The organism is Streptococcus sp. KHUD_017, from assembly GCF_054861245.1.
Window position 1 is genome coordinate 1,527,776 of the sequence record NZ_CM142175.1, and the last position, 18,514, is coordinate 1,546,289.

General features: G+C 41.1%; 22 protein-coding genes. All 22 read right to left on the minus strand.

Annotated features, from left to right (window positions below; translation table 11 throughout):
- Positions 1–47: 47 nt before the first annotated feature.
- The 22 genes from groL to infB all read right to left on the minus strand — a co-directional run bounded on the left by groL (position 48) and on the right by infB (position 18,498).
- Complete coding sequence (groL, locus tag ACVAMZ_RS07560) at positions 48–1,667, minus strand: chaperonin GroEL (protein ID WP_414311881.1); 1,620 nt, start codon at positions 1,665–1,667, stop codon at positions 48–50.
- A 15-nt stretch (positions 1,668–1,682) separates the two neighbouring features.
- Complete coding sequence (groES, locus tag ACVAMZ_RS07565; RefSeq protein ID WP_049494252.1) at positions 1,683–1,967, minus strand: co-chaperone GroES; 285 nt, start codon at positions 1,965–1,967, stop codon at positions 1,683–1,685.
- Positions 1,968–2,103: 136 nt separating this feature from the next.
- The gene (locus tag ACVAMZ_RS07570) at positions 2,104–2,397 is read right to left on the minus strand and encodes a hypothetical protein (protein WP_000256768.1); all 294 of its coding nucleotides are present in this window, start codon (positions 2,395–2,397) and stop codon (positions 2,104–2,106) included.
- A 101-nt stretch (positions 2,398–2,498) separates the two neighbouring features.
- The gene (locus tag ACVAMZ_RS07575) at positions 2,499–3,353 is read right to left on the minus strand and encodes a PTS system mannose/fructose/sorbose family transporter subunit IID (protein WP_029689583.1); all 855 of its coding nucleotides are present in this window, start codon (positions 3,351–3,353) and stop codon (positions 2,499–2,501) included.
- A complete protein-coding gene (locus ACVAMZ_RS07580; RefSeq protein ID WP_049494253.1) occupies positions 3,337–4,179 on the minus strand; it encodes a PTS mannose/fructose/sorbose/N-acetylgalactosamine transporter subunit IIC in 843 nt (280 codons plus the stop codon). Before ACVAMZ_RS07580 ends, ACVAMZ_RS07575 begins: the two co-directional genes overlap by 17 nt.
- A gap of 57 nt (positions 4,180–4,236) precedes the next feature.
- Entirely contained in the window at positions 4,237–4,731 is a 495-nt protein-coding gene (locus ACVAMZ_RS07585; protein ID WP_049494254.1) for a PTS sugar transporter subunit IIB, read from the minus strand.
- Between the two features lie 14 nt (positions 4,732–4,745).
- Positions 4,746–5,183 carry a PTS sugar transporter subunit IIA gene (locus ACVAMZ_RS07590; protein ID WP_214262372.1) on the minus strand — a complete coding sequence of 146 codons (438 nt, stop codon included), beginning with the start codon at positions 5,181–5,183 and terminating at the stop codon, positions 4,746–4,748.
- A 139-nt stretch (positions 5,184–5,322) separates the two neighbouring features.
- Positions 5,323–6,621, minus strand: a complete 1,299-nt coding sequence (locus tag ACVAMZ_RS07595) for an ABC transporter substrate-binding protein (RefSeq protein ID WP_461684511.1) — start codon at positions 6,619–6,621, stop codon at positions 5,323–5,325.
- Positions 6,618–7,301: a response regulator transcription factor gene (locus tag ACVAMZ_RS07600; RefSeq protein WP_025173290.1), complete on the minus strand. Its 684-nt coding sequence runs from the start codon at positions 7,299–7,301 to the stop codon at positions 6,618–6,620. The genes ACVAMZ_RS07595 and ACVAMZ_RS07600 overlap by 4 nt, the downstream gene beginning before the upstream one ends.
- A gap of 21 nt (positions 7,302–7,322) precedes the next feature.
- Entirely contained in the window at positions 7,323–8,624 is a 1,302-nt protein-coding gene (locus ACVAMZ_RS07605; RefSeq protein ID WP_016466775.1) for a sensor histidine kinase, read from the minus strand.
- Complete coding sequence (locus tag ACVAMZ_RS07610; protein WP_235083788.1) at positions 8,624–9,607, minus strand: substrate-binding domain-containing protein; 984 nt, start codon at positions 9,605–9,607, stop codon at positions 8,624–8,626. Before ACVAMZ_RS07610 ends, ACVAMZ_RS07605 begins: the two co-directional genes overlap by 1 nt.
- 187 nt (positions 9,608–9,794) lie before the next feature.
- The gene (locus tag ACVAMZ_RS07615; protein ID WP_461684512.1) at positions 9,795–10,190 is read right to left on the minus strand and encodes a single-stranded DNA-binding protein; all 396 of its coding nucleotides are present in this window, start codon (positions 10,188–10,190) and stop codon (positions 9,795–9,797) included.
- Positions 10,191–10,265: 75 nt separating this feature from the next.
- Positions 10,266–11,027, minus strand: a complete 762-nt coding sequence (locus tag ACVAMZ_RS07620; protein ID WP_461684513.1) for an SDR family NAD(P)-dependent oxidoreductase — start codon at positions 11,025–11,027, stop codon at positions 10,266–10,268.
- A gap of 41 nt (positions 11,028–11,068) precedes the next feature.
- Positions 11,069–11,695: a YtpR family tRNA-binding protein gene (gene ytpR, locus ACVAMZ_RS07625; protein WP_461684514.1), complete on the minus strand. Its 627-nt coding sequence runs from the start codon at positions 11,693–11,695 to the stop codon at positions 11,069–11,071.
- Between the two features lie 9 nt (positions 11,696–11,704).
- Complete coding sequence (locus ACVAMZ_RS07630; protein ID WP_461684515.1) at positions 11,705–12,022, minus strand: thioredoxin family protein; 318 nt, start codon at positions 12,020–12,022, stop codon at positions 11,705–11,707.
- Positions 12,019–12,309 (minus strand): DUF4651 domain-containing protein, encoded by a 291-nt coding sequence (locus ACVAMZ_RS07635; protein WP_461684516.1) that lies wholly within the window; start codon positions 12,307–12,309, stop codon positions 12,019–12,021. Before ACVAMZ_RS07635 ends, ACVAMZ_RS07630 begins: the two co-directional genes overlap by 4 nt.
- Before the next feature lie 77 nt (positions 12,310–12,386).
- Positions 12,387–12,641, minus strand: a complete 255-nt coding sequence (locus tag ACVAMZ_RS07640) for a DUF1912 family protein (RefSeq protein WP_461684517.1) — start codon at positions 12,639–12,641, stop codon at positions 12,387–12,389.
- A gap of 9 nt (positions 12,642–12,650) precedes the next feature.
- Positions 12,651–13,985 (minus strand): DUF438 domain-containing protein, encoded by a 1,335-nt coding sequence (locus ACVAMZ_RS07645; RefSeq protein WP_461684518.1) that lies wholly within the window; start codon positions 13,983–13,985, stop codon positions 12,651–12,653.
- A complete protein-coding gene (locus tag ACVAMZ_RS07650; RefSeq protein WP_000368732.1) occupies positions 13,985–14,218 on the minus strand; it encodes a DUF1858 domain-containing protein in 234 nt (77 codons plus the stop codon). Before ACVAMZ_RS07650 ends, ACVAMZ_RS07645 begins: the two co-directional genes overlap by 1 nt.
- A gap of 101 nt (positions 14,219–14,319) precedes the next feature.
- Positions 14,320–15,099, minus strand: a complete 780-nt coding sequence (locus ACVAMZ_RS07655) for a hypothetical protein (RefSeq protein ID WP_074324358.1) — start codon at positions 15,097–15,099, stop codon at positions 14,320–14,322.
- Between the two features lie 146 nt (positions 15,100–15,245).
- On the minus strand, positions 15,246–15,596 hold the full coding sequence (rbfA, locus tag ACVAMZ_RS07660; RefSeq protein ID WP_004251823.1) for a 30S ribosome-binding factor RbfA: 351 nt from the start codon (positions 15,594–15,596) through the stop codon (positions 15,246–15,248).
- Between the two features lie 166 nt (positions 15,597–15,762).
- Positions 15,763–18,498 (minus strand): translation initiation factor IF-2, encoded by a 2,736-nt coding sequence (gene infB, locus ACVAMZ_RS07665; protein ID WP_461684519.1) that lies wholly within the window; start codon positions 18,496–18,498, stop codon positions 15,763–15,765.
- Between the last annotated feature and the right edge of the window lie 16 nt (positions 18,499–18,514).

Sequence of the window (18,514 nt, forward strand, 5' to 3'; positions counted from 1 at the left end):
AAAACAGGTAGAACATCTTTCATTTCTACCTGTTATTTTTATCTTCTCTAGTAACCACCCATCATTGATGGATCCATAGCTGGTGCTGGGGCTACTGGTTCTGGTTTATTAGCCACAACTGCTTCTGTTGTCAAGATAAGACTTGCTACTGAAGCTGCGTTTTGAAGGGCCGAACGGCTAACCTTAACAGGATCGATAATCCCTGCCTCAATCATGTTGACCCATTCACCTGTTGCAGCGTTGAAGCCTGTACCAGCTTCTGCATTTTTCAAACGATCGATAACGATTGAACCTTCATAGCCTGCATTGTAGGCAATTTGGCGAACCGGCTCTTCTAAGGCACGAAGAACAATGCTACGTCCTGTTGCTTCGTCACCTGTCAATTCTAAAGCTTCAACAGCTGGAATGACATTCACTAAGGCAGTACCACCACCTGCAACAATACCTTCTTCCACTGCTGCACGGGTAGCGTTAAGGGCATCTTCGATGCGGAGTTTCATTTCTTTCAATTCAGTTTCAGTTGCAGCACCGACCTTGATAACTGCTACTCCACCTGATAATTTAGCCAAGCGTTCTTGGAGTTTTTCTCGGTCGAATTCTGAAGTTGTTGTTTCGATTTGAGACTTGATGACAGCTACACGGTTAGCAATCGCTTCAGGATTTCCTGCACCTTCAACAATGACTGTGCTATCTTTATCTACAGACACTTTAGCTGCTTGCCCTAAAGCTTCGATGGTAGCATCTTTCAACTCAAGTCCAAGGTCTTCAGTAATAACGGTACCACCTGTCAAGATTGCGATATCTTCAAGCATAGCTTTACGTCGGTCACCAAATCCTGGTGCCTTAACAGCAACTACGTTGAAAGTCCCACGAATCTTGTTCAAAACAAGGGTTGGCAGAGCTTCACCATCAACATCATCTGCAATAATCAAGAGTGGACGGCTACTTTGAAGAATACTTTCTAGAAGTGGCAAAATTTCTTGGATATTTGAGATTTTCTTATCAGTGATTAAAATGTATGGATTTTCAAGGTCTGCAACCATTTTTTCATTGTCAGTGACCATGTACTGTGATAGATAACCACGATCGAATTGCATTCCTTCTACAACTTCAAGCTCTGTTTCCATACCACGTGATTCTTCAATAGTGATAACACCATCTTTACCAACTTTTTCCATAGCTTCAGAGATGTACTCACCGACTTTTTCAGAACGAGATGAAACGGCAGCTACCTGCGCAATCGCTTCTTTGTTAGCAACAGGAATGGCATTGTTCTTCAAGGCTTCCACAGCAGTTGCAACCGCTGCTTCAATCCCTCGGCGGATACCAATTGGGTTCGCACCTGCGGTAACGTTCTTGATCCCTTCACGAACAATTGCTTGAGTCAAGACAGTTGCAGTTGTTGTCCCGTCACCCGCAATATCATTGGTTTTAGAAGCTACTTCTGATACCAATTTGGCACCCATATTTTCAAAGTGGTCTTCTAGTTCGATTTCTTTAGCGATTGTTACACCATCATTGGTAATCAATGGTGAACCAAATGATTTTTCAAGAACGACATTACGTCCTTTAGGGCCTAAGGTTACTTTAACTGTATCAGCTAGGATATCAACCCCACGGACCATTGCTGAACGTGCATCAGATGAAAATTTAATTTCTTTTGACATACTTACTTCCTCCTATTATTCTTCAACGATTGCTAAAATATTAGCTTCACCCACGATGATATATTTTTCATCACCATCTTTGACATCAATACCTACATGAGCTTCAACTAAAACTTGATCTCCAACTTTTACACTTGGAGCAACAAGTTCACCACTCAAGGTGCGAACACCTTGTCCAATAGCTACTACTTTAGCTGTTTTTGTTTTTTCTTGGGCTGATCCTGCAAGGACAAAGCCACCAACTGTTTGTTCTTTTTCTTCAATTTTCAAGACCACGCGGTCTCCTAATGGTTTCAACATCTGCTTTCCTCCATAAGATAATCATATTATTAGCACTCTTTGCATACGAGTGCTAAACCATAGTTCTATTGTATCACTTAGTCAGAAATAGTCAAGAAAAAAACACCTCAAAAATGAAAGAGATGTTCCTTTAATATTAATTGAGAATCGTCAACTTTTGATTGAAATCATCGATAACCTTTTGGAGATTGATCCGCCCGCGGTAGATACCATATCCAAAAACCACCATTCCTAATATTCCAATCAAGGCAAGTAAAATTCCGAAAATTAAGAGTGGGAGGAAGGTTTTATGAAAAAGATAAATCAATACCACACCAATACTAGCAGTGATAAAGAGCAAACTGAACCAACGACCCAAATTTTCAAGCATGTGGCGTTGATACTTAATTTCTGTTTCATATCCATTAACAAGTTCTTGTTTTGTAACCATGAAAATCCTCCTGATAAAAATTGAGAATGAAGTGTAAGAGAAGGAGATTAGTCTACTTCATTCTCAAAATTTTTACTAGTAAATATTGGGTTCTCTTGACCTTAGTAATTAAGATGTGGGTCAAAGATACCTAGAGCAACACCAATTAAGGCAACAACAACTAGAATTAACATGACTTTGTTTGGTGAAACTTTTTTCTTAGACATCAACCACCAGCAAATAGTGATGAAGGTTGCTGTCAAGAGACCTGGATAAACACCATCAATCTTTTCTTGAATTTTAAGGAAGGCTTCTCCATTAGCATTTTTGAATTCGAGTGCTGTTGTAACAGAGACCCAAGTCGCTGCTACGGCACCAATAACCATACCACCGACAACGCTGATTGCTTTACGAAGAGCTTGTCCTTTTGGTCCTACTAGGAATTCAACGGCTTTATCCCCTAATTGATATCCTTTGAAGAAGGCAAAGCGCATACCAAAGTAGACTAGGAAGTTCCATACGACGATGTAGAAGATAGCACCAGCGACGTTACCACCTTTAGAAAGACCAAGTGCAATCCCCAAAAGAACTGGAATCAAGGTACCAACGATCAAAGAGTCACCAATACCAGCGATTGGTCCCATCAAACCGGCACGCATCCCATTGATGGTTTCACCATCTACTGCATCTCCATTTGCACGTGCTTCTTCCAAACCAGCTGTAATCCCTACAACAAGAGATCCAAGTTGTGGTTCAGTATTGAAGAAGGCAGTATAGGTTTGCATAGCATCTTTTTGTTCTTCTTTTGTATCATACATTTCTTCTACGATTGGAAGCATAGAAGTCAAGTACCCAAAGGTTTGCATGTGTTCTTGAGAGAAACAAGTCAAATGACCATAATACCAATGATGAAATGCTTTTGCTAATGTTTTCTTTGAAATTTTCTTTCTATCAGCCATTTTAAATATCCTCCTCATCATCGTCTACGTAAACAACCCCAGCTGGAACAGCTTTCATAGATTTGATTACTTCAAGTTCATAGTAGATTACTGCAAAGATCAATGAAACAACCGCACTCGCTACCAAGTTCAAGCCGAGAGATTTAGCCAAGGTAAATCCAACAAAGAATGGAATGAAGTCAGTTGCTTTTGTAACAATTTGTTTCAACAAGATAGCAATACCGACACATGGGAGAAGAGCTCCGACTGTAAAGAGAGCTTTCATCCAGAAACCATCCATAGGAAGGTAAAGTTTCATCAAATCAACCATGTTTTCACCATATTTAGTGATAATCATAGTTGGAAGGAAAGAGAAGAGGAAGTGAGAGATCCATGGGTAAACCCAGTCAACTGCGTAGAGTTTTTTGAAATTTCCTTCTTCAACGGCTTTCCAACCAATGTGTTGCCAAAGCAAGTTCATGGTAGCTGTTCCGTAGAAAAGAACAGTACCGATTGTCCCAACGGCCGCACCGATTGGGGCTGCAGCTGCTGCAATTCCAGCTTCATCTGTGATGTTATTTGCATGCACAAACAAGATAGCAAGAGGAACACCGATATAAGAGATGGCACGAACATCGGCAGATACGGTTCCACCAGGTGTTACCAAGGCGATATAAACGACTTGAAGGGCAACCCCGACCATAATACCGGTTGTCACATCTCCAAGAATTAAACCTGAAATCAACCCACCGATCAAGGGACGACCGAGTGTATAGTTCCCGATACTGGAACCTCCCATACCAGGCATTGAAGACAAGCTGGCGAAAACAGCAAGCAAGATTGCTTGAATCCATGAAATTGTCATAACAAACGCTCCTTTTTGTTTGTAAATTTATTTACCTAACTAATAAAACTGTTAGGTTTAAAAACCAAATTTAGATTTGAAATCGTCCCAATAACCAATTGAGACATCCGGCAGCAATTGGAATTTAACCTTGTAACCTGCTTCCTGGATAGCCTGAAAGGCTTCTGCTTCTTCCTGTGTGATAGATTGGTTATTACCCAATTTCACTGCACCAGGTCGATCATTTGCAGGGCCAACGATGATTTCTTTAACATCTCCTGGGACAAAACCTTGATCCACCAAAATTTCCTTCATATCGATTGGGTTTTTGGTAATCAAGAAATACCGACTGTCAGATTCCGTTACTTTTGCTGACTTTTCTTTAAAGGCTTCTTTTGTCCATACAAAGGTTTTCTTGTCTGATGCTCCTTTGTAAGCTTGGATCAAAACCTTGTTTGATGCTGCTGCATCGTTTACGGCAATCAAACCATCACATGGTTTTTCTTTTGCCCAGCGTGTGACTGTTTGACCGTGAATCATGCGGTCATCAATCCGTACAAATGTTACTACCATAAGGTACCTCCCTATTAAATATCGTCATCATCTTCTTCAGCACTAGTGGCTGAAACTTCAAAAGGTTGTAGTGCAGATTGTGCTTCTGATAAGATAGTTGCTGACAAATCGTCTCCATCCAACACATCCTTCATCACAACTGCTGTCAAGGCCATGGTGAGGTTCATCCCACCAAGGATTAAAGCTCCATCTAGCTTTCCAGCTTCTTCTAGGACAGTGGCTGCCGTGGTTAATGGACTACCACCTACAATATCTGCCAAGACCAGCACAGAATCATCTGCTGTCAATTCTGAAATGCTCTCTCTAAAATCAACTGCAAAGTCATCAACGGATTTTCCTTCTTTGAGTCCAACTGCGATGACCTGATTCATCTTGTCACCAGCAAACATAGCTAGCGATGTTTTTAGCCCTTCTGCCAATCCACCATGACTGACTAAAATGAGGTATTTCATTTTGCTACGCCTCCTTTATTTGACTCTATTGTAGATTATTTGGAAGCGTTTTTACATTGTCAAATGTCACATTATAAACATGACATTTAGCAATAAAAAAATGACATCTGTCACTTGACACGATGTCATCTTTTTTTCTTTAAAATCCTACCTGGAGACTACTTTCAATCTCCCTTTGAATTTGCGGCAGGCGGTTCTCAACATCTTGATTGCGCAAGGCATTGCCAATCAAGTAGTCCAGTTTTTCTAACACTTCTTTCGAGACATTCTTGGGACTACTTTCTACAGCTTGTTCCATGATTCGGTTCAAGGTCTGATTGGTTAAGGAATCTGCCCCAAAATCATCCACTTGCAGAAGGTCTTTACTAGAACGACTCTTGACTACATCAGGCATGACAGAAATCCCTTGAGATTCAGCAAAAAGAGTTTGTTGGATTTCTGGATCCTCTGTCAACACTTGCATCAACTCCCAAGCCAACTTTGAATGAGGAGTCCGAGCAGACATGGCAAAAGAAGTCGTCGTAACCAAGGTCGCCTTAGTGGTTTTTGACTTAGCAGGCATAGGAATACAGGTCCAGGTGAAGTTTGAATATTTGGAAACATGATAGGGATAAGGTTTATAAGTCCTATATTGAGCCAAAGTCATGGGGTAAAACGCTACTTTCCCCTGGTCAAAATCTTTGGAACTCACCTTATAATTTTTATTTAACTCTTCCAATTTTTGCAGAAAAGTCAAAGATTCTTTGACTTCTGGAGCCGTAAGTTTGAGCATCCCACCTTGAAAGAGACTACCCCCATTTGCTGCCAAAGCTTCTTTCCAGGTGTATTCTGTACTCCCAAACTGATCCAATTGACCATCTCCATTGGTATCTTTGGTTAGTTTTTTACAAATTGTATAGAACTCTTCCAAGCTCCAACCTTCTTTGGGAACCTCAATGCCTTCCTTATCCAGCAAATCTTTATTGACACACATTAAAATAGGATTGCTTTCGTAAGGTAAAGCATAGGGTTGTCCCTGATAGACACAGGATTCAAATGCAGCAGTATAAAAAGTAGCCTGATCTTTTTGACTCATATAACCATTCAAATTTTCTAAAACGCCTCGCGCTGCCAATAAAGAAATATCTTGTTCAGAGACCATAAAGACATCCGGTGTCTTTCCTGAAACAATTTTTTCTGAGAGCCAGTTTGAATATTCAGACTGTGGAATTCCATTTTCATATTCCACACGGACATTGGGATGGGACTTTTCAAATTTTTCAATTGCTCGATCTAAAGCATGCGAACGTTGACTGGTTGGTACATCCCAACTAGAACCTGCATAAACTCCTATATGAAGTACGGTTGGTTGCTGTTTCCACCAATAAACCCCCGCACTTACACAGAGCATAATAAGGAGTCCAACCCCAAAATAAAGATGCTTTCGCTTTAATTTCATTCCGTATTTCCTTTTGAAAAATCGCGTCTGGTCACTCCTGTTTGGACTGACCAAATCGCTAATTGTGTTCGATCCCGTAGGTTTAATTTTGCCAAAATCGTTGATAAGTAATTGCGCACGGTTCCTTCTGACAAGAAAAGTTTGGCGGCAATTTCTTTGTTTGACTCGCCATAACCAATTTCTTGAATAATTCGCCATTCCGTAGTGCTTAAATCTTTGACATTATCTTCATCCACAGTAATAGAAAAGTTGGATTTAGCCATCTGTGAAAAAATTTGAAAGACTTTGCTAGCGATATTAGGGTTAATCATAGCTCCACCCTGATACACCACCTTAATAGCTTCGTAGAGCTCGTCTGTCGAGGTCCCTTTTAAGAGATATCCTGAAGCACCATATTTGAGCGCACTATAGATAAATTCATCATCATCAAAGGTCGTTAAAATAATAATTTTGATATCCGGATAATGCTCTTTTACTTCTTTTGTAGCCAAAACTCCATCCATACCTGGCATCCGAATATCCATCAAAATTAAATCAGGATGAGTTTGTGGGATGCTCGACAAGACATGATTCCCATCTTCTACTGTTGCTACCACTTCGATATCGGAGTGAGCTGACAAAATAATTTTCAGAGATTCTCGAATCAAAGACTGGTCATCTGCCACCATTACTTTTATCACCATCTCTTATCTCCCTTCTTTTTATTTCGGTAAACTGACTCGTGTGAAAAATCCATCGCGACTTTCAAATTGGAGCTGTCCTCCTAGGATAGAAATACGCTCCATCATCTGCTTGAGCCCATATCCATAGGTCAAGGTTTCAAACCCAACTCCATTGTCCTGCAATTCTATTATGTAATCTGCTTCATCCTCAAAAAAATGAAGTTCCATTAGACTAGCATGGCCGTGACGAACCGCATTGGTCATAGATTCTTGAATCACACGAAAAATCGTATCTTCAATCATGACGTCCATATCGACATCAACCCATTCATAGATTAAATCAACCTGTAAATTTGAAAGATTCTGATACTCATGAATCATCTTTTCTAAAGCATCTTTGAGAGTTCGTCCCTCAAGAGCTCCTGGCCGAAGGCGATTGAGAGAGCCTCTCACATCTTGAATCCCTTCGCGGACGACTTCTGACACATTTTTCACCTGTTCTTTTGCCCGATTAGGATCGATATCAATCAAGACTCCAACTGCATCTAAACCAGCTGAGATTCCTGTTAATGCATGCCCCAAGGTATCGTGAATCTCACGAGCAATCCGCTTACGCTCCCGATCCTCTGCAATTTTCTCAGATAAGGCCATATAGTTGTTCAACTCCGTATTAACTTTGGATACCATGGCCAATTCCTCTTCCACTTCGTGGTTCTCCGCAAGGACATTCATAATATAAAACAAAAGCGAAATAATGAAGAACACCAAATTTGAGGCATAGAGAGAATTCTTCAGAAAAAAGGCCAAAATTCGGAGGGAGGACGGATAAAACTGAATATACGTATCCAAGGACGGAATCGGAAAGAAAAGTGAAAAGACGTCTGAGTTGGTCACAAGAAGCATCAGGAAACTCACTAGTATAAACGCAAACCAATACTTGCGGTCTCGTTTAGTATTCAACTCTTTAGAACCATAGAAAATATCCGCAAAAACCAAGAGAATAATCCCATTATAAGCTATATTTTGAACCCACATCAAGAGCAACATCAGGAGAATCTCTAGAATATTTCGTTTATCAAAGATAGACCATCGGCTCGTTTGAGGACGATAACGAGCCATCGATATCAAGGCAATCCCAGCAAATAAGAGCGCAGACAACCAAAAGGTCAGAGAAGGCGCAAAAGGAACGCGATCTAAGCGTTCTACTAACAAAGAAGCTTGTCGTTGGACGATGATATAGTTGGTTGCTTGAAGATAGATAATACTATTGAGCATGACTGCAATAAAATTCACGATCATCAGGAGGGTCAAACTGTATCGCACACCTCTAAATTTTCTCATCACTGCCACCCATTCACATCGAATCGATCGATGTTTTCCTTTGTCATCATTTGAACTGGAATGGTTACTTCTTCAGAGTAGCTCTTCCCATCAACAATATCCTGGATGACTTCCATCACGCGATCTCCCATCTGCAAAGGAGACTGAGCAACTGTTCCCACAACATCATCTGTTGAATGCAATAAAGATTTCATATCTGGTGAACCATCAATTCCATAAATCGCAATGGGGTAGCTAATTCCTTTCTCCTTAATAGCAGCTAAAGCTCCTATAGCTGAACGGTCATTTAAGGCAACCAAGGTATCGATTTTAAATTCTAGTTGCAAGAAGTTGCGTACAGTTGGCATCGCAATTTCTGTCTGTCCCTTAGTTTCTAGTTCCGAGACAATCTGATAAGATTCGTGTCCTTCGATAGTATCCTTAAATCCCTGAATCCGTGTATCTGCTGAAATTGTTCCTTTATGCTCCAAGAGGAGTATTCGAGCACTAGAAGAGCGTTTCATCAGCTCTTTCGCAATCAATACTCCTGCTTGGTAGTTATCGGATACAATACTAGCATCAGGTTTAAAATTCTTCAACTGAGTATCTACTGCAATAATCTTAATCCCTTGTTTTCTAGCTTTTTCAAGAGCCCTTAAAATCAGTTGACTATCCCCCTTGACCGGATTAATCACAATCACATTGACTTTTTGAGCGCAAAAATCATCGATTTGTTGGCACTGTCTTTCTTCGTCCAATTCTGGATCTCGGACATAAACCAGAGCTCCCCTCTCGTCAGCAATTCGACTAATTTCCGAATGAATACTTTTATAGAACTCATTATTCATGGTCATATAGGTGACACCAATCTTAGTCTTTTCATTCATACTAGTCGTTTGACAAACTGTATAGACCCACAAGAGAAGACAGGCCACTGGAATCAGCAGTAATATCCGTTTTATCAACCATTTCAACTGTTCTTTTCTCTCTTTGTTTCCTTTCAAGATTCATTCCTTTTCTGAAAATTTTGAATATATTTTACTTTATTTTACTATTTTTTGAAAAAAAGTGCTTGATTTTATTGTACAAATGCATTTAACTATTTTATTTCTAGGAAGTAATTCCCGAATCATTTGACTATAATAAACTAAAAAAGCTGGTCTATTGACGAACCAGCTTTCTTTATTATTACTAGAAGGGAAGTTCCTCCTCTTCCAAAACCAGATCTGCTAAGTCTTGACCAGCATTATTTTCACGCATCGCGCGTTGAGCACGACTTTCCAAAAGTTGGAAGCCTGTGGCGAGAACTTCGGTCACATAGTTGGTCTGACCATTCTTCTCAAACTTACGGGTACGGAGCTCCCCATCTACAGAAATGAGACTGCCTTTAGTCGCGTAGCTAGCTAAGGTTTCAGCAAGCTTGCCCCAGACCACAATATTGATGAAGTCCGTTTCACGTTCCCCGTTTTGATCCTTAAAACGACGGTTAATGGCAATGGTCGCACGAGCTACCGACTTGTCGTTGTTGGTTTTGTGCAATTCTGGTGTAGACGTCAAGCGTCCAATCATGATAACTTTATTATACATTTTTCATCCTCCTACTTATCTATTCGAAGGAAATCGAAAAAAGTTACAACATTTGTAACTTTTTTTAAAATAATATTAATCTCTGTGAATCGTAAACCCAGTAGCTTGTTGATTGGCCATGATGGTCATATCTGTGATTTGTACACGATGTGGTTGACTGGTCACATAAACTACTGCATCAGCGATATCTTGCGCTTGCAAGGCCTCAAGCCCCTGGTAAACAGTCGCAGCCCGTGCTTCATCTCCATGAAAACGTACCTTAGAAAAATCCGTCTCTACAATTCCAGGTTGAATAGTGGTCACCTTGATATCTGTAGCAATGGTATCAATCCTTAAGCCATCCGAAAAGGTTTTAACTGCAGCCTTGGTTGCTGCATAAACTGCTGCACCCGCATAGGCATAAATACCTGCGGTTGAACCCATGTTAATGATATGACCTTGATTGGCAGCTACCATGGGAGGCAAGAAACACCGCGTAACCGCCATCAATCCCTTGACATTGGTATCTAGCATGGTCAACATATCCAACTCATCATAGTCCTGATATGGAGCTAAGCCTAAAGCAAGTCCAGCGTTATTAACTAAAACATCAATCGGACCTACTGCTTCAAGAATATCTGAACAAACCGTTTTAACCATTGTCATATCGGTTACATCTAGCGGAAAGGTCCAAACATTTTGATTCGGAAAGGCTTCTGCAAACTCAGCTTTTAAAGCTTCAAGTCTTTCTCTTCGACGTCCTGTGAGAACAACATTTTCACCTTTTTCTAGATAGGCACGCGCAATTGCTTCACCAATACCTGATGTTGCACCTGTAATCACAACATTTTTTGCCATCTTACTTTCTCCTATCTAGTTTAATAGATACTAGTTAGCAATTAAACTGTCCAGTGTTTAGCCGGATCGAATGGAGTTCCAACAACTTGGTCTTCTGACAATTCAATAACACCACGTTTTTGTGGAGCATTTGGTAAATGCAATTCACGAGGACTACACATCATCCCAAAACTCTTTTCTCCACGAAGTTCCCCTGGAAAAATGAGATTGCCTTTTGGCATCATCGCTCCTGGAAGAGCTACAATGGTTTTCAAGCCGACACGTGCATTAGGAGCACCCGCAACGATTTGTACTGTTTTGTCATTTCCAACAGCAACTTGGCAGATATTCAAGTGATCACTATCTGGATGCGCAACCATCTCTACAATTTCTCCAACGACAAATTTTGGTTCCTTGTCATTGATGATTTCTTCCGTAAACCCTTGAGCCTGTAGTTCTTGATTCAAACGAGCCACTTGGTCGTCTGTTAGAAATACTTGGCCACGATTCTCAATCTCAAATAAGCTAGAAACTTCAAAAATATTCCAAGCGACAGTTTCACCAGTTTCTTTTAGAAAAACACGCGCAATATTGCCTTTACGCTCAGCATCTAGCTTGGCGTCACCACTGTTTTTCACGATAACCATAAGGACATCGCCTACATATTCTTTATTGTATGTAAAAATCATTCTTTTCTCCTATTTCAATCCTGCTAAAAAGCGATTAATCTCTTCCTTAGTTTTACGGTTACGATTGACAAAGCGCCCAATCTCCTTGTCCTTGTCTAAAACAACAAGACTTGGAATCCCGTATACATCCCAAAGTTTAGCAAGTTCCATGTACTCATCACGGTCGACCCGTATAAAAGTGAACTCTGGATTTGCCGCTTCAATCTCTGGCAAGGCGGGATAGATATAACGGCAATCGCCACACCAATCCGCAACAAAAAGGAAGACCTTCTTGCCATCCTGCTCTACTAAATCCGCTAATTCTTCTAAACCGTTAGGAGAAATCATAAGACTTCCTCCTCGTAGATGAGATCTTCATCTTCATAGACAAAGGTATAGTGACGACCATCTTCAAAAATGACACCACCAACAAGACGTTCTAGGCTACTTTCGTATACTTGGACATAGAGAGTCCCAATCTCACCCATTTGTGAGAAATAGTCACGCACAATAGCAGTTAACTCTTCCTGTGTCTTCATGAGTTTATGATCATCAGCTACTTTCTTAGCACCAAAGGCAAGCGCTCCAAGCCCTGCCACGACTAAACCTGTTTTAATAATATTTTTCGTTTTCATGCTAACATTGTAACACAAAAAGGTTCTAGGAACAATGAAAAAGGGAGTTGAACTCCCTTTTTCATTGTTCCTAAATTTTAATAATGTCTCTCACCAAACAAATCTTCTGGCAATTCATGGAACCCCTTGCCTGCCTTGAAATTTTCAAACTTACCAAGTAAGAACTGATAGGCATCCAAGCGACTTTCGTAGCGAAGCATGGCATCTTTAGCGCGCTCATCTTGATCTTCTTCATAAACCTTTTGACTTTCCTTAAGAGCCATATCATTGATCATAATCTGGGTATTAACCCAGGCTTCAAATTCCTTCATAAATTCTTGCTCGTAACTCATTTTTTCTCCTTATTCTAATCCACGGAAAAAGTCTGTATCAATCTCACGGTAGGGTTGGATGTCCTGAACATACTCCAACACACCTTGAAATTCCCCGTTTTCATCATGTACTGCAGCGTAGGTGACATGGACAAACTTTCCACGTGATTCTGACTTGAACCACATCTCGTACTTGTCTTTTTTCCCTTCACGAAGACCTTGCATAATGGCTTTGACCTTCTCCAAATATTTTGGTGGATGACATAGTTCGACATTACGTCCAACTTGAGACGGTGTCCGCTTGAAAATCATTTCATCCGCTGGAGTATTGTCATTATAATACTGGAAAATATCATCCTTATTAACAAAGGTAATCTCCATCGGCAAATGATTAAGGATAAGATTCGCCTGTTCAACTGAGAGATAGCCATTGCCAAAAGCCTGCTGGCTATTGCGATCTAGCACCGTTTCCTTTTCCTTTGGTGTAAAGGTGATAGTAAATTGACCTTCTGGTGTATCGATCACTTGCTGAACTTGCCCATCTACAGTTTCTAGCTGAGTTGGTTCTTCTACATTTTTTTCCTCAACAAAACTTTGACGTTCAGGAACCCATTTCTCAGACGGACGGATAATTGCATAGCCATAGGCATCACTTTCCTCAGCAATCTGAATCCAGTCATCCTGGGTAAAGGATTCAAGCAGAATCATGAGAAGGATTGATTCTTCCTTAAAAATCATACTTTCAAACTCTGTTGCAAAAGCTTCAAAAGCTTCCTTTACGGTGGAAATTGGCACTTCTGGGAGCGACTTAGTTGCCACTAAGGCTGTTTGAAAGAGATCCCTAATCTGATCATCCACTCCCCACATAACTTTGGGAGGTGAATCATGGCCATAACGTTCCATGATAGGAAAGAAGAGCTCTTCCTTGCGCTGGTAGTGAATATCAAATTGACCAACAAGACCCATCTGACGTACCAAACCCTTACGCATTTCCGCCAGCATTTCCTCATCGTCCACAGATTCATAAGTCGAGAGTAATCTACGGACCCGAATCAAAGCAGCTCGGAGGGCTAAATTTTCATCCTTAAAGACACGCACAGGGTGTCCAGGATGATCGGTGTCCTCAACTTCGACACCCTTAACAGCATTTTTAAAAAGATTGGCATGCACATCACAAAGTTCCATGACATCTTCAAAGGTAACGCCTGAGTCAGAGTTCATCAACTCATGCTCCATAAGTGAAATCTCAATAGCAGATACACCTGTAAAAGTAGCATCAAATCGTTCCTGAACGGACTCTGGAGAAGCTCCATGATGCAATTCTAATAAAATATCCCGCAGGATATGAATACGTTCATCTGCCATTAGTCTAACCCGATCACTTCATAACCATTTGCTTCAAGTGTACGCACAATCTTATCCATAGGAGTTCCTTCAAGCTTTGAGCCTTGTTTGAGCGATACTTTTCGCCCAACCGTATTACGCATCAAGGGATTTGCAAGAGGTTTAAAACCAAGCTCAACCAAAATATCTAAAACTTCTGGATGTTTATCCACCACTTCCGCAACGGGAATAGATACGTCAATAATATTATCCATCACAACCTCCATTCTGTTTTCACACAGGATTTTCTTTTTTCATTATACCACAAGGGCTAGGATAAAAAAACTAGCAGTACAAGCCTACTAGTTTCTTCCTATTACTCTGCTTCGATGATTTCTGCTTCTTTTCGAATCGTTTCTACATCTCTTTGATACTGATCTTCACTATAATTGACTAGTTTGGATAATTCCCTTTGCAATCTTTCGCCCATGGGTTTCATAGTCGCATAGGTTAATCCCCCTGAAATAACCCCACCTAGAATAGGAATCGCTTTTCCCATTCCCTTTGCCAAGCCTCTCCTTGTAAGAGTAACCCCAAAAATTTTCATAACCTTTTTTAAAATAGGGTACCAGCCAGCTTTGGCTACGGCTTTCTGAGGTACTGTGGTCATTACATGTTTAGCGACTGTAACACCACCAGAACGAAGCAAGGCACCCGCTCCGTTTACCCCAAGCATGACCCCGAGATAGAGTAAGAGTGTATTTTTGGCTTCTTCACTCAATTCATTTCGTGAAGCCCAAAGATCATCATAACCATAAATATATCCCAATTCTTGGGCTAATTTCAAGGAAAAAGCATAAAACTGAGCTACATCCGTTGGAATAGTAAGCGCCATTAGAATACCTCCAGGTAGACCCGCTAGAACAGATGTTCCACTTGCTCGTAAAACATTATCCTTTATGCAGGACCTGGCTACCCTATCTAAGGTTTTCTGGGGTAATAATGAAGGAGGACCTTGTTCTAACAATTTGGCAATATCCTTCTTATCTAATTCTTTAGAGAACTTCTCCACTAAAAATTTTTCTCTATTTACTTTCACGACAGGAAGCTTTACAACTTGTTGTAAAACTTTTATAGCTATATCTTGTTTAGCCATCTATATCTCCATTTTATATTCAAGTTAAGCTTTATCATATCATACTATTAGAGATTTATACATTTTTTTAACCGACTTTTAAGAAGGGCAGCTAATTAATCTATCATCATGTTTAAAGTAACAAAAAAGAGGGTTGCCCCTCTTTCTTATTTCTTATCCAGATTGCGTAACATTTCGTCAATCTTGTTTCCATACTCGATGGATTCGTCTTTGACAAAGGTCAAGTCTGGAATTTTATACAATTTCAAATTGTGACCAAGCTCACGTTTGATAGTTCCGGTTGCTTTTTCAAGGCCAATTTGGGCCTTTTGATTATCTGAAGCAAGATTACTCAAAATGGTGTAGTAAACCTTAGCTACAGATAAGTCACCTAGCATCTGAACATCTGTGATGGTCACGCCTTGGACACGAGGATCACGGACTTTCTTTTGTAAAATCTCATTGACTTCACGCTTGATTTCCATGCCCACACGATCCGTACGGAAATGATTTCCCATGCTATTCCTTCCTCTCTATTGAATCAAAAGCTAGGCCAGCAGACCTAGCTATTTCTAGAAGATAGAGGAACTAGAGCCATTTGAATCTAGGAAACAAGCCTTAGATAGAACTAAGGGTTCATCAAGGCGCTGTTGACAACGAGTCAAATGAGCTATCGTTTCTCTATTATCGTTTGATTTCTTCCATGATATAGGCCTCAATCACATCATCCATCTTGATATCATTGTAGCCATCAATCATGAGACCACCTTCACGGCCGTTTGTAACTTCTTTGACGTCATCTTTATAGTGTTTCAAACTTGCAAGTTCACCATCGTAAATAACGACACCGTCACGAATAACACGGACTTTAGAGTCACGGGTAACTTTACCGCTAGTAACCATAAATCCACCGATTGTTCCGACTTTAGACACTTTGAAGGTTTCACGGATAATCGCTTCACCGATAACTTTTTCTTCAAATTCTGGATCAAGCATACCTTTCATGGCTTCTTCCATCTCTTCGATAACCTTGTAGATAATGCTGTGGAGACGGATTTCTACATCGTCTGCTTCTGCTTGTTGACGGGCTTGTGGTGTAGGACGTACGTTGAAACCAACGATAAAGGCATTTGAAGCTTCCGCAAGAGTCACGTCAGATTCGTTGATAGCACCAACTGCTGAGTGGACGATGGTAACTTTTACACCTTCCACGTCAATCTTTTGTAGTGAGGCAGAAAGGGCTTCAACTGAACCTTGTACGTCGGCTTTGATGATGACGTTAACAGACTTGAGTTCACCAGCTTTAAGAGTGTCAAAGAGGTTTTCAAGGCTAACACGCTGTGTAGCTTGACGTTGCTTCATAAGAGCACGTTTGGCACGTTCTTCACCAGCTGCACGAGCAGATTTTTCATCTTCATAAACGGCAAAGTGGTCACCCGCCATTGGCGCTTCGTTCAAACCAGTGATAGAAACTGGAGTAGATGGTCCAGCTACTTTCACACGACGGCCAAGGTCATTAGTCATGGCACGGACACGTCCGAAAGTATTACCAACAACGATTGGGTCTTGAACGTTCAAGGTACCTTGTTGAACCAAAAGGGTTGCAACCGCACCTTTTCCTTTATCCAAGCGCGCTTCGATAACCGTACCGATGGCACGAACTGTTGGATCTGCTTTGAGTTCTTGGATTTCAGCTACAAGAAGGACCGTTTCCAAGAGTTCATCGATATTTTGGTTGAACTTAGCAGAGATTTCTACAAACTCAGAATCTCCACCCCAGGCAGTTGACATAACCCCATGTTCAGCCAATTCACCGATGACACGTTCTGGGTTGGCACCTGGTTTATCGATCTTGTTAATAGCCACAATGATTGGAACATTAGCCGCTTTTGAGTGGTTAATAGCTTCGATAGTCTGAGGCATCACCCCGTCATCTGCCGCTACGACCAAGATGGTAATATCCGTAACAGATGCACCACGCGCCCGCATAGAAGTAAAGGCCGCGTGTCCAGGTGTATCCAAGAAGGTAATCTTCTTGCCATTTTCCACGATTTGGTAGGCACCGATATGTTGGGTGATTCCTCCCGCTTCACCTGTTGCTACACGTGAATTACGAAGGGTATCCAAAAGGGTTGTCTTCCCGTGGTCAACGTGTCCCATGATGGTGACAACTGGTGGACGCTCTACCAATTCATCTGGATTCAAATAGCCATCTTCGACGAAGAAGCGTTCGATATCCGCATTGTCCACTTCAACCTTTTTCTTGGCTTCAATTCCATAATCCACTAACAGAAGTTCAATGGTATCGCCATCTAAGGATTGGTTTTGTGTCGCCATCACTCCCATCATGAAGAGTTTCTTAACGATTTCCGCAGGCTCACGCTTAATCCGTTTTGCGATTTCCGCAACCGTCATTCCATCTGTGTACTCAAGTTCACTTGGCAACTCATGGAATTTACGCTCTGTTACTGGTTTTGGAGCTTCATTGCGGTTATTCTTTCCTTTTTTATTCTTTTTATTGTTGTTCCAGTTACTATTTCTTTGATTTCTCACTTGGTTTTGACTACTTCGATTCTTTTGTTGTTTTCTTGGACCATCTTCTTCATGATCGTAATCATCACGATCTTTGTCTGGTCGAGCTTGCTTTTTACGACGTGTATCCACTACAGCCTCTTTGACTACAGGAGCTACTTCAACTACAGGCTGAGTTTGTTCAGCTAGTTTGGCAGCTTCCTCAAAGATTTCCTCTGGCTCCTTGCGTTTATTAGCTTGAGCCAAGGCTTCTTTGGCAACTTGAGACTGTTTGAAGCGTTCCTCGCTTGAGCGTGCGTATTCTGCATTTTGCTCAGCCTTCAGAGCTGCTGCTCGAGCTTTAAAGTCAATACGAGGACCAGCTTGGTTGGGACGATTGTCCGCTTGTTGGCGGCGATCGTTCCCACGATTTCCTTGACCTTGCTGTTTCTTGGCTTGATCATTAAAACGACGATTGTCGCGGTTCCCTTGACCTGGTTTTCCACCATTACGGTTCTCATTCTTTTGACGGTTCCCGTTTTGTTGTTGGTCGCGGTTGTTGCCCTTGTTTTGCTTGCGTCGCTCTGCTTGCTCTTTTGCACGAGCTTCACGCTCTGCCTTGAAGTTTCGGCTTTGTGGTCTAGCAGCTACTACTTTTTCTTCCTTAGGAGCTACTGGTGTTTCAGATTTCTTTTCTACCTTCGCTTCACTTGCTTTTGGTGCTACAGGTTTTGCTTCTACTTTAGGGGCAGCAGGCTTAAAGCTAGCAACGATTTTTTCAGCAGCATCAGCTTCAACGCTTGACGAGTGGCTCTTCACCTCCAAGCCCAACTCTTTTGCACGCGCTACAACTTCTTTACTTTCTTTTCCAAGTTCTTTTGCGATTTCGTACAATCTTTTCTTAGACAAATCATGTCCTCCTCTT